This window comes from Nocardioides deserti, assembly GCF_014266025.1.
GTDB lineage: Bacteria > Actinomycetota > Actinomycetes > Propionibacteriales > Nocardioidaceae > Nocardioides > Nocardioides deserti.
Map to the genome: position 1 here is coordinate 201,404 of NZ_JACMYC010000003.1, position 16,555 is coordinate 217,958.

A 16,555-nucleotide genomic window follows, 5' to 3' on the forward strand; every position below is an offset into this window, starting at 1 on the left:
CCCCGGGCTCGGTTCAGTCGAGGCAGAACTCGTTGCCCTCGACGTCCTGCATGACGATGCACGACTCGTCGTACCCGTCGGCGGGCATCGTGCGGACGTGCGTGGCACCAAGGCCGGCCAGCCGTTCCTGCTCGGCCACCAGCGCGGCGAGCCGCTCGTCGCCGACGAGGCCGGTGCCCACCCGGACGTCGAGGTGGACGCGGTTCTTGGCGACCTTGCCCTCCGGGACGCGCTGGAAGAACAACCGCGGCCCCGCCCCGGTGGGGTCGACGCAGGCGAACGCCGACCCCTGGTGCTCCGCGGGGAGCGAGGCGTCGAAGTCGGCCCAGGAGTCGAAACCCGGCGGCGGTGGGGGCACGACGTACCCCAGCACCTCGCACCAGAAGCGGGCGACCCGCTCCGGCTCGGCGCAGTCGAAGGTGACCTGGACCTCGCGCACGGACGCCATGGGGCCACGCTAGACCCGGACAGCGCCGCCCGTCAGCCTCCGGTGATGCCCACCGGCACCCGGACCGACGTGCGCTGTCCGGAGCGGACGTCGAACCGTCGGTCCACGATGAGGTGGTACGGCAGCACCGACTCCGCCGCGGCGCGGCTGACGACCCGGCACCCGTAGCGACCGGCGCGGGGGCCGAGGCGCATCCGGATGCGGACGTCACGCCGGCCGACCTGGATCGTGCGGGTCGGCGGCGGCAGGCGGCGGGTGCGGTCGGTGTGGAGCGTGACGCGTCCTGCGATCGGACGAGTCCGGTCGCTACGTCGCCGCGGCCACCAGGCTGGCGAGCAGCACCAGCGGCAGCGAGACGACGGCGCCCAGCGAGGTGGCGAGCGTCAGCGTCTTGAGGCTGCCCTTGGTGGACAGGTCGAGCAGCGTGGTGAACATCCAGAAGAAGTTGCTGTTCACGTGCAGCGCGAACATCGCACCGGACGCGATCGCCAGCGCGATGACCACCGGGTCGACGCCCAGCGAGCCGACCACCGGCGCGATGATGCCGGCGGCGGTGATCGCGGCGACCGAGACCGACCCGATCGCGAAGTGCAGCACCGCGGCGATGCACCACGCGAGCAGGATGCTCAGCACCACCGGCGCGCCCTCCTCGGCGGAGAACAGGTCGGCGAGCGTGCCCTCGAGGCCGCTGCCGCCGATCACCGCTCCCAGCGAGCCGCCGACGCCGGTGACGAGCAGGATCTCGCCGGTGGTGTGGAAACCGGCGGTCAGGACCCGGCCGACGCCGTCGGCGCCCAGCGACGGTCGGACCATGCCGACCGCGACGAGCAGGCCCAGGAAGAGCGCGATGTTGGCATCCCCGAGGAACGTCACGACCGGGTGCGAGCCGCCTGCGACGTCGACGATGGCGCCGGTCGCGATGAGCACCAGCGGCAGGAGGATCGGCAGCAGGCGGACCAGCAGCGGCAGCCGGGCGGCCCGCTCGGCGCCCGGGACGGCCTCGGCCTCGGAGTCCGCCACCTCTTGGTCCTGCGCCGCGTCGGCGTCGAGGTCGCCGTCCTCCTTCCACAGGCCCCGCCCCAGCAGCACGCGGAAGAGGAACGTCGTCACGACGGCGGTCACCAGACCGATCGGCAGGCCGTAGATCAGGTAGGTGCCGAGCGGCACGTCCATCAGGCCGGCGACCGAGACCGCCGCCAGGCCGGGCACCACGAAGACGTAGCCGGAGAAGATGCCGATGCCCATGGCGCCGGCGAGCCACGGCAGCCCGTGCCGACGGTCGACCGCGGGTGCCGACTCCTTGGCCATCGGCGCGGCCAGCACCACCTGCACGTCGACGTAGATCGACGGGAAGATCGTCGACATCGCCGCCGCCATGGCGTACGGCAGCCGCTTGCCCACCTTGCGCGCGAGCAGCTCGACCAGGTCCCGGAAGGTCCCCATCGAGTGCAGCAGCGCACCGATGAGCACGCCGAACCCGATGAGCAGGCCGACCTCGGCCATGATCTCGCCGAATCCGCCGGTGATCGCGCTGACCGTGCCCTCCGCGCCCTGCTGGGTCGCGAGCCCCAGGTAGATGCAGGCGACCAGCAGCGAGATCACCGGGTCGACCTTGAACCGGATGATCAGCAGGATCGCGGCGAGGATCGCGATCGCGGAGTGGAGGATCTCCATGGGTTTCCGTCCTGTCGGGTCCGAGCGCGGCCCACGCTAAGCGACAGCCCCGGGCCGGCTCACCCCGCCGCCGGGGTACAGCGCGGACGGACCCCGACCTGTGGAGGAGGGGGCCCGGGACGCCAGTCCGCCCCGCCCCGCAGCAAGGATCAGCGCGGGACGGGGCGGACGGAGGACGGAGGACGGAGTCAGCCTCGGGTCTTCTTGCCGGGGCCGGACTTCACGTCGGACGGGTTGTAGCCGCCCTTGACCTCACGGCCGTCGCTGATGCCGCCCCGGTCGGTGTCCCAGTGGGCGGGGTCCGAGGGCACCTTGCCGAACTTCTTGGTGCGGCTGCCGGTGACCTCCACCCGGTCGTTGAGGCCGTCGCGGTCGGTGTCCTTGACGAGCGGGTTCGAGACGAGCCGCTTGAGCTTGAAGCTCTTGCCGCCCTTGGCGCGGACCTTCAGGTTGACCTTCTTGCCCTTCACCTCGGCGCCGTCGCGCAGCCCGTCGTTGTCGGTGTCGGCGTCGTTCGGGTTGGTGCGGACCCGGCCGATCGCCTTCGGCTTGCCCTTCGCGGAGACGACCTTCTTGCCGATCCGGACACCGCGGATCTCGGCGCCGTCCTTGATGCCGTCACCGTCGGTGTCGGCCCGGGTCGGGTCGGTGGGGCGGTTGCCGTACTTGGTGTTCGCGGTGCCGTTCACCTCGGCGCCGTCACGGATGCCGTCACCGTCGGTGTCGGGGTTCCGCGGGTCGGTGCCCAGCGCTCGCTCGCGGACGTCGCTGAGCCCGTCGCCGTCGCTGTCACCGAGGCCGGGGACCGGCGGCCCGGAGGTGCCCGGGTCGGTCGGGTCGAGCGGGTCGGTGCCGTTGGCGACCTCGGTGCCGTCGGAGAACGAGTCGCCGTCGGTGTCGGCGTTGTTCGGGTCGGTGCCGCGGGTGATCTCGGCGCCGTCTTTCAGGCCGTCGCCGTCGGTGTCCGCCTTGGTCGGGTCGGTCGGCTCCTTGCCGTACGCCGTGTTGGTCTCACCGGAGACCTCCGCGCCGTCCTTGACCCCGTCGCCGTCGGTGTCGGGCTTGAGCGGGTCGGTCTTGTGCTGGTTGACCTCGGCGCCGTCCTTGAGCCCGTCGCCGTCGGTGTCGGCCTTCGTCGGGTCGGTGCCGAGCTGCTTCTCCTGGCCGTCGGTGAGGCCGTCCTCGTCGGCGTCGCCGCCGTCGCACACGACCCCGCCGGTCGCGGCCTTGGCGGAGACCGACATCGGCAGCAGGTCGACCTCGGCGACGGTCAGCGGACCGAGCGCCACCTTCAGGTGCAGGGTGCTCGCCTCGGCGGAGGCGGTGCGGCCGTCGGCGCTCTGGACGACGTTCTCGGTGCCCGGTGCCGACAGCTCGAGGGTCAGCAGCGGGTTCGCCGGGAGCGCGAACTTCGGGATCTCGCCCGAGTCGGGGATCGGCACCTCCGCGCCGCCGGGGCCGGTGATCGCGAGGACCGCGGGGTCGTAGGTGACCTTGGCGCCGCCCGGGGTGCCGTCGGCGCGGGCCGTCAGGGTCGGCGGCGCGATGATCTTGACGCCGACGTTGCCGGCGAAGAGCGAGAGGTCGGCGACCGTGCCCGACGCCTGGGAGACGACGGCGCCCCGGCCGGTGTTGCCGACGGGGTCGACCCGGACGGCGTGCTGCACACCGGCGGTGCCCGGCAGGGAGACCAGCGGGAAGTCGCCGATGCCCGGCAGCGAGAGCGGGAGGACCGTCGCGCCGGCGAGCGTCGCGTCGGCCTCGGTCAGCGCGCCGCCGGCGGGGAGGCACTGGTTGTCCCCGGCCCAGCGCGCGAGCGCGGTGGCGGTGGAGACGTCGAGGTCGAGGAGGGCCGGGATGTCGATCGGCAGCGAGGTGTCGCTCACGGCCGTGTTGTTCGCGGGCGCGCCGGTGGTGGACGCCTGCTGCTGGACGGCGGCGAGCCCCGGGATGCTGAAGCCGAGGAGTCCCTCGCCGCCGAGGCCGGCGGCCGTGGCGGTCGCGCGGGGCGCCTTGCTCGAGTCGACCGTCGTGGAGACGTCACCGATGTCGAGGTCCGCGACGCTCGGGATCGGCAGCAGCGGCACCGCGACGGCGTCCACGCTCAGGACGTTGGCGGAGCCGGTGGCCGAGAACGGCGACGGCTCCGCGGCCGCGGCGGCGCCACCGCTCGTGACGGCGAGGCCGGCCGCGGCGGTCGAGACCGCCAGGGAGAGGACAGCGGCCGTTGCGGGGCCGCGAGAGGGACGAATGCGCATGACTTCCTCGAGATCGCTTGTGGGGGAACCGCCGCTCTGGTGTGGGTGACCAGGATCGGACGGCGGCGCCGACACGCTAAGACCTCGTCTGAAACATAAAGTGGGCTAGACCACACGCCGGTGCAGGAGCGCCCGTCAGTCGGCCGGGGCGATGAACGTCCCGGTGGCCGGCTGACCGGTCTCGCCGACCGCCTCCGGCTCGTTGCCGGCGACGCCGACCTCGAGGGAGCCGTCGGAGGACTGCACCCGCACCGGCGGCGCGACCCGCAGCTCCTTGGACTCGCCGAAGGCGAGGTCGCCGGAGAAGACGATCTCGTTCGAGCCGTCCCGCACCACGACGTTCGTGCCGCCGCCCGCAGCGGTCAGCAGCACCGCGACCGGCTTGCCGACCTGGGTGCCTCCGTTGTCGATCCCGCGCGAACCGTTGAGCACGAGCGCGTCGCCGTTGAGGTCGACCGGGCTCTCCATCACCAGCCGGGCGACCGACCACGCGAGGACGAGCGCCATGACGGCCGCGACGAGCACCGACCAGTTCGGGCCGCCGCGGGTGCCGCGGATCGACCCGCCGGTGCCGGTGGCGAGCTCGGCCTCGAAGACCCGGCGGGGGTCGATCGGGGCGTCGGCGTACCGCTCGTCGTACGACGCCAGCAGCGGCGCCACGTCGGTGCCCAGCACGCGGGCGAGCGTGCGCAGGTGGCCACGGGCGTAGAAGTCGCCGCCGCACGGGGCGAAGTCGTCGACCTCGATCGACTCGATCACGTGCGGGCGGATCCGGGTGCGGTCGGCGAGCTGGTCGACGGTGAGGCCGATCCGCTCCCGGGCCGCGGCCAGCTGCGGGCCGATCACCGGGTCGACGGCCGGCTGCGCCGGCGCCTCGATCGCGAACCCGTCGATGACGACCGGGGTCCGCGGCGCGTCCGTGCGGGCGCCCCAGATCTGGGTGTCCTCGACCAGGTCGACGCTGCCCGGTCGGCGCAGCTCGCGCGCCTCCGGCAGGGTGCTCGACAACGGCGTGACGCCGTCGCCGAGGTCGAGCGCGTTCGAGCCCTGGACCGCGTCGAGCGCCAGGCCGTCGCGGACGGTCTCTGCACGCACCGCCGTCACCGGCGGCCGCAACGGGTCGGGCGTGGGGCTGGCCGTCGTGGGCTCAGTGGCCGTGGGGCTGCCTGTCGGCAGGTCGAGCGCGTACGGCACCACCGGCACCGGCTCGCCAGGCGGGCCGACCTGCTCGCCGCCGTCGCCACGGCGGGCCAGCCGGGCCGCGAGCGCACCGATGCCGCGGGCGATCGTCGGTCGCGGGTCGTGCAGGCGCGGACCGGGTCGCTCGTCGGCGTGCTCGTCCTCGACGGCCGGGTCCTCGACGGCCGGGTGCTCGTCGGCCGGTTCGAGCACCTCGTCCCCGACGGCCACCTCCAGGACCTCGTCCTCGGCCGCGTCATCGGCGTCCTCGTCGACCGGCAGCGTGGGGTCGAGCTCGACCACCTCGGTGCGGCCGTCGGCGAGGCTGAGCAGCACCGAGGTCAGGTCGGGGTCCGCGCTGGCGACGCGCGTCGACATCGAGAGCGGCACCGACAGCACCTGCTCCTCGCCGCCGGGACCGGTGGTGACCACGTCGACCCGCCCGTCCCGCAGCAGCCCGCGGCGCGGCAGGTGCTCGATCGAGAGCAGCGAGTCCCAGGTCATCCCCTGCCAGGCCCGTCCCTCGCGGATCCGCACGCCGTGGCCGTCGGCCACCAGCAGCGGTCCGCGCGAGTCGAGCAGCCCGAGCAGGTGGACCGCCGCCAGGCCGCCCATCACCACGAACAGCACCCAGTCCAGCCAGGCGCCCGAGCCGGTCGCGCGGGCCAGGTAGGCGATGGCGACGGCGGAGGCGAGACCGCCGACGGCCGCGGACAGCGCCGCGTTGCGCCGCACGACCAGGCCGTCGTCGGGGACCGTCGCCGATCCGTCGTCGTACCCGTCGTACGTCTCCCCGTACGTCTCCCCGTAGGTGTCGTCGTGCCCGTCGGGCGCGGAGCCCTGGTCGTCGTGGTGGTGGAGCCGTGCTGACTGCTCCTGGGCCGATCCGTTCACATCTCCCCCTGCAGGGTCGCGATGACGCCGTCGATCTCGTCGGGCTTCACGAGCACGTCACGGGCCTTGGAGCCCTCGCTCGGACCCACCACCCCACGGCTCTCGAGGATGTCCATGAGCCGGCCCGCCTTGGCGAACCCGACCCGGAGCTTGCGCTGCAGCATCGAGGTGGACCCGAACTGCGTGGAGACGACGAGCTCGATGGCCTGGATGACCAGGTCCATGTCGTCGCCGATGTCGTCGTCGAGCTCGCGCTTGGCCGCGGCGGGGGCGGTGACGTCCTCGCGGTACGTCGGCTCCAGCTGCGTCTTGCAGTGCTTGACCACCTGCGCGATCTCGGCCTCGGTGACCCACGAGCCCTGCACGCGGACCGGCTTGGAGGCGCCCATCGGCAGGAACAGGCCGTCACCCTGGCCGACCAGCTTCTCCGCGCCCGGCTGGTCGAGGATGACCCGGCTGTCGGCGAGCGAGGAGGTCGCGAACGCCAGCCGCGAGGGCACGTTGGCCTTGATCAGGCCGGTGACCACGTCGACCGACGGGCGCTGGGTGGCCAGCACCAGGTGGATGCCGGCGGCACGCGCCAGCTGGGTGATCCGGACGACCGCGTCCTCCACGTCGCGCGGGGCGACCATCATCAGGTCGGCGAGCTCGTCGACGATGACCAGGAGGTAGGGGTACGGCGTGAGCTCGCGCTCGCTGCCCGGCGGCACCTCGACCTTGCCAGCGCGGACCGCCTTGTTGAAGTCGTCGATGTGGCGGAACCCGAAGTTGGCCAGGTCGTCGTAGCGCATGTCCATCTCGCGCACGACCCAGGCCAGCGCCTCGGCGGCCTTCTTGGGATTGGTGATGATCGGGGTGATCAGGTGCGGGACGCCCTCGTAGGCGTTCAGCTCCACCCGCTTGGGGTCGACCATGATCATCCGGACCTCGTCGGGCGTGGCCCGCATGAGGATCGAGGTGATCATCGAGTTGATGAAGCTCGACTTGCCCGAGCCGGTGGCGCCGGCGACGAGCAGGTGCGGCATCTTCGCGAGGTTCGCGACCACGAAGCCGCCCTCGACGTCCTTGCCGAGCCCGGCCACCATCGGGTGGTGGTCGCCGCGGGCGGCGCCGGAGCGGAGCACGTCGCCGAGGGAGACGATCTCCTTGTCGACGTTCGGGATCTCGATGCCGATCGCGGACTTGCCGGGGATCGGGCTGAGGATGCGGACGTCGGCGGAGGCGACGGCGTAGGCGATGTTCTTCGACAGCGCCGTGACCTTCTCGACCTTGACCGCGGGGCCGAGCTCGACCTCGTAGCGGGTGACCGTCGGGCCGCGGGTGTAGCCCGTGACCTGGGCGTCGATCCCGAACTCCTCCATCACCTGGGTGAGCCGGTCGACGACCGCGTCGCTGGCCTTGGAGCGGGCCTTGTGCACCGAGCCGGGCTTGAGCACCTCGTTGCCCGGCAGCGAGTAGACGACGTCGCCGGAGATCGCGAGCTGCTCGGCGCGCTCGGGCAGCGGGGTGTGCGGGGGCGGCTCGATGCCGCCCGTGCCCGCGTCGGTGACCGCCTCGGTGAGCACGGTCGCATCGGGGTCGAGACCGGGGTCGAAGCCGGGGCCCGCGTCCGGCGTGGCGACCTCGTCGGCGTACGGGTCGAAGACCTCCAGGCCGGCGTCGGGCTCGACCGGCTCGACAGCCGCGGCCTTCCGGCCGCGGCGCTTCCTGACCTCGCGGTCCTCCAGGACCGGGGTGTCGTACGCCGGGTCGCCCATGTCGGGGTCGATCTCGTCCTCGAGGTCGCGGCGGCCGCGACGCGAGGCGGGCTCGTCGGGGTCGAGCGGCTCGCGGCCCAGGAGCCGGTCGCGCAGCTCGGCGAGCCGCTCCGGCACGAGGTAGACCGGCGTCGCGGTGATGACCAGGACGCCGAAGGCCGCCACGAGCAGGAGCAGCGGGACGACGACGTACGCCGTGCGCAGCAGGTCGAGCAGGAGCGAGGAGACGACGAAGCCGACCGCTCCCCCGGCGCCCTGCAGGTCACTGGCGTCGCCGGCGACCGGCTGCGGGTTGCCGTTGGCGATGTGGACGATGCCGAGCACGCCGAAGGCGAGCGCGGTCCAGCCGATCACCTGGCGGCCGGCCGGCCCGTTGCGCACCGGGTCGCGCATGGTCCGGACCCCGGCGTACGCCACGGCCATCGGGACGAACCAGCCGACCTTGCCGACGGTGCCGGAGACCGCGGTGCGGGCGACCTCCATGGCGCCGCCCGGCACCTGGAACCACACGGCCGCCGCCACGACGAGCGAGAGCCCGAGCAGCAGCAGGCCGACGCCGTCGCGCCGGTGGGCGGGGTCGATGTCCCGCGCGCCGTGGCCGATGCCACGGGCGACGGCACCGACGCCGTGCGCGATGCCGAGCCAGACGGCGACGACCCCGCGGGCGAGCGCCTGGAAGGAGCGGGCGACCGGTCCGGTGCCGCTGCGCACCGCCCGGGGAGCAGGACGAGCCGGGCGAGCCGCGCCGCGGGCGGGCTTGCGGGCCGCGGGGCGCTTCTTGCTCGCGCTCGCGGCTGGTCGTCGGGTGGGCGTACTCCGGGATCGGGTGCTCGAGCTCCCACGGCCGCTGCTGGTGCTGCTGGGTGACTTGGACGTGGACGTGCTCGTGCTCCGCGACCCCGGCGGGGAAGACGTACGGGTCGCCATGGTGGTCAACCTACTTCGGCGTCACACCAGTCACAGGGACCACACGAGTGCGTGTCGTGCGGCCGGATCCGGCAGGCACTCGCGGGGGTGCCTGCGGTGCACGCCTTGCGGCGCGAGCACGGATCGGCAGCGAATTGTCCCGCGCCTCTGGACCTGCAGGCAGAGCCGTCCTTAGGGTGCCCGGGTCGGCCCGGAGACCGGCCGGCCTCACCCAACTCGGAGGGTTACCTACGTGAAGATCCTGAAGACGGGGCTGAGCCTCGTTGTGCTGGGGGCCGGCATCGCCGCCGTTCCCACCCAGCTGGCCACCGCGGCGGAGCGACCCGCTCCCGCGGACGGCTCCTCCCTCGTGCAGCGGCTCAAGAACGACGCCGAGGGAGCGGTGCGGCTCGCCACCGAGCCCGCCACCGGGAAGATCGGCTTCGCGCGCGCATCGCGCGGCGGCGACCTGCTGCCCGACGTCCGCGCCACCGGGCGCGCCGGCGCCGTCGAGAAGTCCACCACCTTCCTCGACCGCCACGCCCGCGCGTTCGGCACGACCGCCGACCACCTGCGCGAGGTCTCCACCCATGAGACCGCCCGCGGCTGGGCCGTGCGGTTCGACCAGACCTACCGCGGCCTGCCGGTCTTCGGCGGACAGCTGGTCGCGAGCGTCGACGACGAGGGTGACCTCACCGCGGTCAGCGGGTACGTCGCCCCCGACCTGCGGCTGGGCACCGACCCGCGCATCAGCGCCGCCGAGGCCGGCCGCCGCGCCGTCGCGCTCGTGCGGGCCGACCCGCCGGGCGAGGGCACGCGCGGCCTGGCGCGCCTGGCGGTCAGGGACAACACCCTCTCGATCTACCGGATGGGCTCGGTCAAGGGCGAGACCGGACCGGCCCGCCTGGTCCACGTCGTCGAGGTCGGCAACGGCACGACCGTGCGCGAGATGGTCTTCGTCGACGCCCTCACCGGCAAGTCGCTCAACCGCTACTCGATGATCCACCACGCCCTCGACCGCGAGCTGCGCGAGGCGAAGCTCGAGAACGACGGCGGGACCCCGGACGACCCGAGCGACGACGAGATCTCCTACACGACCGTCTACCGCGAGGGCGACCCGCTGCCCGGCTCGCTCGACGAGGACCAGCTCAACGAGGTCCACGGCACCGGCGAGGCGTACTGGTTCTTCCGCAACGCCTTCGGCCGCGACTCCTTCGACGGCAAGGGCGCGAAGATGATCACGGTCAACAACGACCCGACCATCTCCTGCCCCAACGCCAACTGGAACGGCGAGACCACCAACTACTGCTCGGGCGTCAGCTCCGACGACACCGTGGCCCACGAGTGGGCCCACGCCTACACCGAGTACACCTCCGGCCTCGTCTACCAGTGGCAGTCCGGTGCGATGAACGAGGCGTTCTCCGACATCTGGGGCGAGACGGTCGACCAGCTCAACGACCGCTACAACGAGACCCCCGACACCGTGCGCGCCGACGGCGTCTGCTCGGCGTACACCGGCGCGATCCCGGTCCTCACCATCACCGCGCCCGAGTCGATCGCCAAGGAGTGCGTCACCGGCGGCACGCTCGGCGAGCTGGACGGCCCGGTCACCGGTGAGGTGGTCGCCCCGACCGACGCCGAGGAGGAGGGCGGCACCACGACCGACGGCTGCTCGACGTACGACGACGCGTCCGCCGTCGCGGGCAAGGTCGTCCTGGTCGACCGCGGCCTGTGCACCTTCGTCGAGAAGGCGCAGCGCGCGAAGGCGGCCGGCGCGAAGGCCGTCATCATCGGCAACCGCGAGGACGCGCCGGTCAGCTTCACCGACGCCGACAAGACCCTCCCGCCGACGGTCTCGATCGGCCTCACCGACCGTGAGGCGATCCGCACGGCCCTCGCCGACGGCGAGGTGGTCGAGGTCGAGATCGTCGACGCCGGCGGCGAGCGGTTCGACTCCTACCGCTGGCTCTCCGGCGAGAGCGACCCCGCCTTCGGCGGCGCGATCCGCGACATGTGGAACCCGACCTGCCTGGGTGACCCGGCGAAGGTCTCCGACGCGGAGTACAAGTGCTCCACCGACGACTCCGGCGGCGTCCACAGCAACTCCGGCGTGGTCAACCACGCCTACGCCCTGCTCGTCGACGGCGGCACCTCCAACGGTGTCGACGTCGCCGGCCTCGGGCTCGACAAGGCCGCGAACATCTTCTGGCAGACCCAGGTAGCGCACCTGACGCCCACGTCGAACTTCGTGGACCTGGCCGATGGGCTCGAGGCCTCCTGCGCCGAGCTTGTCGGCAAGGAGATCAACCGGGTCACCGTCCAGCCCGACACCACCGAGCCCGCGACCGCGATCGCGGCCGAGGACTGCTCGTCGGTCTCCGCGATCGTGGCCGCCACCGAGCTCCGCGAGGAGCCGGCGCAGTGCAACTTCGGCCCGCTGCTGCGCAAGGGCGGCCCGGCGACCTGCGGCAAGGGCACGACGTCGAAGGTGCTCTTCCGGGAGAACTTCGAGGACGGCCTCGCCGGCTGGAGGAAGTCCGAGCGCGTCACGTTCGACGGCGGCAAGGGCATCCCGTGGCGCGCGGGTCGCGGCATCGGCGGCAACGACAGCAAGGTCGCCTTCGACCCCAGCGACGACCGCGGCACGTGCACCTACGACGCCAACGACCGGTCGAGCGCGAACGCGATCACCAGCCGCGCCATCCGCCTCCAGGGCGGCGGCAAGGGTCTGCGCCTGCAGTTCCGTCACTACATCGCCAGCGAGCTCGACATCGACGGCGGCAACGTGAAGGTCAAGCTCGGCAACGGGAAGTGGAAGGTCGTCAAGCCGTCGGCCTACCGGTTCAACGCCCCCAACACCGAGCTGCTGTCCACCGCCGAGGGCAACACCAACCCGATGGCCTCCGAGCCGGCCTTCTCCGGCACCGACGGCAACGTCGCCGGTGGCTCGTGGGGCCGCTCGATCGTCGACCTCAAGAAGATCGGCGCGAAGCCGGGCATGAAGATCAAGCTCCGCTTCGAGATGGGCCGTGACGGCTGCGGCGGCCTCGAGGGCTGGGCCGTCGACGACGTCAAGATCGTCGCCTGCAAGAAGAAGGCGGGCGGCAAGGGTCGTCGCGAGATGGCCGCCATCCGCTGATCCCTGCTGCTCGACCAGCACGACCAGCACGACGAGAGGCCCCGCCCGGAGCGATCCGGGCGGGGCCTCTCGTCGTTCGCTGGTCGAGGAGCGGGGTGCTCAGGCCTCGATCACGACGGGGATGATCATCGGCCGGCGACGGTGGGTGCCGGAGACCCAACGGCCGATCACGCGACGTACCGTCTGCTGGAGCTGGTAGGAGTCGGTGTTGCCCTCGGCGATCGCGCGGTCGAGGGCGTCGATGATCGGCTGCTTGACCTCGTCGAACGACGCACCGTCGAGCGCGTTGCCGCGGGCGTGGATCTCGGGCCCGCCGGAGACCTTGCCGCTGACGGAGTCGACGACGACGATGACCGAGATGAAGCCCTCCTCGCCGAGGATCCGGCGGTCCTTGAGGTCGGACTCGGTGATGTCGCCGACCGAGGAGCCGTCCACGAAGACGTAGCCGCACTCCACCTTGCCGGCGACCGAGGCGACCCCGTTGACCAGGTCGACCACGACGCCGTCCTCGGCCACGACGACGTTCTCGACGCCGGTGGCCAGTGCGAGGTCGCGGTTGGCGAGCATGTGCCGCATCTCCCCGTGGACGGGCAGCACGTTGCGCGGCTTGACGATGTTGTAGCAGTAGAGCAGCTCGCCGGCGCTGGCGTGGCCGGAGACGTGCACGAGCGCGTTGCCCTTGTGCACGACCCGCGCGCCCCAGCGGGCCAGGCCGTTGATGACGCGGTAGACGGCGTTCTCGTTGCCGGGGATGAGGCTCGAGGCGAGCAGGACGGTGTCGCCCTCCTCGATGTGCACGAAGTGGTGGTTGCGCTGCGCGATCCGGCTCAGCGCCGACATCGGCTCGCCCTGCGACCCGGTCGAGATCAGCACCTGGCGCTCCGGCGGCAGGTCGGCGAGGTCCTTGGTGTCGACCAGCGTGCCCGGCGGGACCTTGAGGTAGCCGAGGTCGCGGGCGATGGCCATGTTGCGGACCATCGAGCGGCCGACGTACGCCACCTGGCGCTCGTGGGCGTACGCCGCGTCGAGCACCTGCTGGACCCGGTGCACGTGGGAGGCGAAGCAAGCGACGATGATCCGCTGCGAGGACTCGCGGAAGACCTGGTCGATGACCGGGGTGATCGACTTCTCCGCCGGGGTGAAGCCGGGCGTCTCGGCGTTGGTGGAGTCGGTCAGGAACAGGTCGACGCCCTCCTCCCCCAGCCGCGCGAACGCCCGCAGGTCGGTGATCCGGCCGTCGAGCGGCAGCTGGTCCATCTTGAAGTCGCCGGTGTGCAGCACCATCCCGGCGCTGGTGCGGATGGCGACGGCGAGCGCGTCGGGGATCGAGTGGTTGACCGCCACGAACTCCAGCTCGAAGGGGCCGAACGTGAGCCGGTCGCCCTCCTTCACCTTGTGGTGGACGGTCTCCTTGAGCCGGTGCTCGCGGAGCTTGGAGTCCAGCAGCGCCAGCGTCAGCTCCGAGCCGACGAGCGGGATGTCGCCGCGCTCGCGCAGCAGGTACGGCGTCGCGCCGATGTGGTCCTCGTGGCCGTGGGTGAGCACCAGCGCCTCGACCTGGTCGAGCCGGTCCCGGATGGGCCCGAAGTCGGGGAGGATCAGGTCGACGCCGGGGTGGTGGTCCTCGGGGAAGAGCACGCCGCAGTCGACGACGAGCAGGCGGTCCTCGTGCTCGAAGACGGTCATGTTGCGCCCGACCTCGCCAAGGCCGCCGAGCGGGATGACCCGGAGGCCACCCTTCGGGAGGGCACGCGGTGCGGACAGCTCGGGGTGGGGGTGGCTCAAGCGCGGTTCCTTACGTGAGAAGACCGGCGGCCTCGAGGCCGGTCCGCAGCGCGGCGACCTCGTCGTCGTCGAGCTCCACGAGGGGAGACCGCACCCGCCGGTTGTCGAGGACGCCGAGGAGCTGGAGCGCTGCCTTGGCGGTGGTCGCTCCGTAGTTGGCGACGCCCATGACGGCGTCGATCGCGGGGAGCATCCGCGTGTAGGTCTCGAGGGCGGCGGCGGTGTCGCCGGCCCAGTAGCTCTCGGCCATCGCTCGGAGCTGGTCGCCGGCGACGTGGCCGACGACGCTCACGAAGCCGACCGCGCCGTGCGCGAGCCAGCCGAGGTTGGCCTCGTCGTCACCGGAGTAGACGGCGTACCCGAGCTCGCGGATGCGTACGCCGCGGGCGAAGTCGCCGACGGCGTCCTTGACCGCGACGACCTCGTCCCAGGCGATCGCCTGCTCGTAGGTCTCCAGCGCGATCGTCGACCCGGTCCGCCCCGGCACGTCGTAGAGCATGACCGGCAGCTCGGCGGCGCCGCTGACCTGGCGGAAGTGCTGCAGGATGCCGCGCTGGCCGGGCTTGTTGTAGTAGGGCGACACCAGCAGCACGCCGTCGGCGCCGTTCTTCTTCGCCTGCCTGGCCAGGCCGAGCGACGTGCGCGTGTCGTTGGTGCCGACGCCGGCGACCAGGTGGATCCCGCTGCCAACCGCGTCGCGGACCGCTGCGAGGACGTCGCCGTCCTCGTCCGGGGTGGTCGTCGGCGACTCCCCCGTCGTGCCGGAGACGACCAGGCCGTCGTGGCCGTGCTCGACCAGGTGGCGGGCGATCCGCTGCGTCGCCTCGAGGTCCACCGACCCGTCCTCGGCGAAGGCCGTGGCCATCGCGGTGAGGACGCGCCCGAACGGCGCTCCCGTGCTGGCTGCGGGGGTCGGGGCGGCCGTGTCGGTCATGGGGTCAGGTTATCGCCCGACGTGGGGCATCACGTCGCGCGCCACCAGCCGGAGGTGGTCGAGGTCGGCCAGGTCCAGGACCTGGAGGTAGACGCGCTCCGCGCCCAGCGCGGCGTACCGCCCGATCTTGTCGACGACCTCCTGCGGGGTGCCGGCCAGGCCGTTCTCGCGCAGCTCGTCCTTGTCGCGGCCGATCGCGGCGGCGCGGCGCTCGACCTCGGCCTCGTCCTCGCCGACGCAGAGCACCAGCGCGTTGGACCAGGCCATCGTCGCCGGGTCGCGGTCGACCGCCTCGCAGGCGGCGCGGACGCGGGCGAACTGCGCCTCGGTGGTCGCCTCGTCGACGAACGGCAGGTTGAACTCGTCGGCGAAGCGCGCCGCCAGGGCGGGGGTCCGCTTCTTGCCCAGGCCGCCGATGAGCACCGGCGGGCCGCCGCGGCGGCCGCCGGTCTGCACGGGCTTGGGCAGGCCGGGGCTGTCGGTGACCGCGTAGTGCTGCCCGGCGAAGTCGAACCCGCCCTCGGTCGCCCAGAGGCCGGTGATCACCTCGAGCTGCTCCTCGAACCGGTCGAAGCGCTCGCCGGTGGAGGGGAACGGGATGCCGTACTTGGTGTGCTCGGCCTCGAACCAGCCGGCGCCGATGCCGAGCTCGACCCGGCCGCCGCTCATCTGGTCCACGTTGGCGACGCTGATCGCGAGCGGACCTGGGTGGCGGAAGGTCGCGCTGGTCATCATCGTGCCGAGGCGGATGGTGCTCGTGTCGCGGGCCAGGCCGGCCAGCGTGATCCATGCGTCGCTCGGGCCCGGGAGGCCCTCGGTGCCCATCCCGAGATAGTGGTCGGAGCGGAAGAACGCCCCGAAGCCGAGCTCCTCGGTGGTCCGGGCGACGGCGAGCAGGTCGTCGTACGTCGCGCCCTGCTGGGGTTCGGTGAAGATGCGCAGCTCCATGGCGCCAAGCCTGCCAGCACGGCCGATACGGTCTGCACCATGCTCGCCATGGCGCACGCCGGCTTCGTCTTCCTCTCGATGACCAAGACCGGCTCGACGGCGATCCAGCGGCGCTTCGACGCCCACGCGCAGCTCGTCGTGCGCAAGCCGCCGACGATGAAGCACATGCGTGCGCGGACCTTCGAGCAGCGGATCGCGCCGACGCTGGAGGCCTACGGCTTCCCGCGGGAGAGCTACGAGCTGGTCTGCCTCGTGCGGGAGCCGGTGGACTGGGCAGCGTCGTGGTGGCGCTACCGCGCGCGGCCGGGCTTCGAGGGCAAGCCGCGCTACACCGGCGACACGGCGTTCGAGGAGTTCGCCGAGCAGATCCTCGCCGGCGAGCTCAACCTGGGCAGCTCCGCGAACTTCGTCTCCGACGTCGACGGCAACGTCATCGTCGAGCGGATCTACCGCTACGAGCACCTCGAGCAGGCCTCCGCCTGGATGGCCGACCGGCTCGGCGTCGACCTGCCCGCCCCCTCCCGCGCCAACGCCTCACCGGCGCGGCCGTTGGACGTCTCGCCGCGCACCCGTGCGCGGCTCGAGGAGCACTACGCCGCCGACCTCGAGGTCTACCGCTCGGCGCGCTGAGCC

11 protein-coding genes are annotated in these 16,555 nt (G+C 72.5%); 2 read left to right on the top strand and 9 right to left on the bottom strand.

Going from position 1 to position 16,555, the window contains the following annotated elements; all coding sequences use genetic code 11:
• Positions 1 to 13: 13 nt before the first annotated feature.
• The 6 genes from H7344_RS06620 to H7344_RS06645 form a co-directional block, all read right to left on the bottom strand.
• On the bottom strand, positions 14 to 448 hold the full coding sequence (locus H7344_RS06620) for a VOC family protein (protein ID WP_186345224.1): 435 nt from the start codon (positions 446 to 448) through the stop codon (positions 14 to 16).
• 32 nt (positions 449 to 480) lie between these two features.
• Positions 481 to 642: a hypothetical protein gene (locus H7344_RS06625; RefSeq protein ID WP_186345225.1), complete on the bottom strand. Its 162-nt coding sequence runs from the start codon at positions 640 to 642 to the stop codon at positions 481 to 483.
• A 112-nt stretch (positions 643 to 754) separates the two neighbouring features.
• Positions 755 to 2,122, bottom strand: coding sequence for a GntP family permease (locus tag H7344_RS06630; RefSeq protein ID WP_186345226.1), 1,368 nt, complete (start codon positions 2,120 to 2,122; stop codon positions 755 to 757).
• A 188-nt stretch (positions 2,123 to 2,310) separates the two neighbouring features.
• A complete protein-coding gene (locus H7344_RS06635) occupies positions 2,311 to 4,380 on the bottom strand; it encodes a binary toxin-like calcium binding domain-containing protein (protein ID WP_186345227.1) in 2,070 nt (689 codons plus the stop codon).
• Between the two features lie 135 nt (positions 4,381 to 4,515).
• Complete coding sequence (locus H7344_RS06640) at positions 4,516 to 6,453, bottom strand: helix-turn-helix domain-containing protein (protein ID WP_222130334.1); 1,938 nt, start codon at positions 6,451 to 6,453, stop codon at positions 4,516 to 4,518.
• Positions 6,450 to 9,137 carry a DNA translocase FtsK gene (locus tag H7344_RS06645; RefSeq protein ID WP_186345228.1) on the bottom strand — a complete coding sequence of 896 codons (2,688 nt, stop codon included), beginning with the start codon at positions 9,135 to 9,137 and terminating at the stop codon, positions 6,450 to 6,452. Before H7344_RS06645 ends, H7344_RS06640 begins: the two co-directional genes overlap by 4 nt.
• 232 nt (positions 9,138 to 9,369) lie before the next feature.
• On the opposite strand from H7344_RS06645, the gene H7344_RS06650 reads away from it, so the two are divergent.
• Positions 9,370 to 12,255, top strand: a complete 2,886-nt coding sequence (locus H7344_RS06650; RefSeq protein ID WP_186345229.1) for a M4 family metallopeptidase — start codon at positions 9,370 to 9,372, stop codon at positions 12,253 to 12,255.
• Positions 12,256 to 12,354: 99 nt separating this feature from the next.
• Here H7344_RS06650 and H7344_RS06655 read toward each other — a convergent pair whose 3' ends face one another.
• From H7344_RS06655 to H7344_RS06665, 3 genes are read right to left on the bottom strand one after another with little or no spacing between them, the layout of a single operon-like run.
• The gene (locus H7344_RS06655) at positions 12,355 to 14,040 is read right to left on the bottom strand and encodes a ribonuclease J (RefSeq protein WP_186345230.1); all 1,686 of its coding nucleotides are present in this window, start codon (positions 14,038 to 14,040) and stop codon (positions 12,355 to 12,357) included.
• A gap of 10 nt (positions 14,041 to 14,050) precedes the next feature.
• Positions 14,051 to 14,974, bottom strand: coding sequence for a 4-hydroxy-tetrahydrodipicolinate synthase (gene dapA / locus H7344_RS06660; RefSeq protein ID WP_186345231.1), 924 nt, complete (start codon positions 14,972 to 14,974; stop codon positions 14,051 to 14,053).
• Positions 14,975 to 14,983: 9 nt separating this feature from the next.
• A complete protein-coding gene (locus H7344_RS06665) occupies positions 14,984 to 15,922 on the bottom strand; it encodes an LLM class F420-dependent oxidoreductase (protein WP_186345232.1) in 939 nt (312 codons plus the stop codon).
• A gap of 39 nt (positions 15,923 to 15,961) precedes the next feature.
• On the opposite strand from H7344_RS06665, the gene H7344_RS06670 reads away from it, so the two are divergent.
• Positions 15,962 to 16,552 carry a hypothetical protein gene (locus tag H7344_RS06670; protein WP_186345233.1) on the top strand — a complete coding sequence of 197 codons (591 nt, stop codon included), beginning with the start codon at positions 15,962 to 15,964 and terminating at the stop codon, positions 16,550 to 16,552.
• The last annotated feature ends 3 nt before the right edge of the window (positions 16,553 to 16,555 follow it).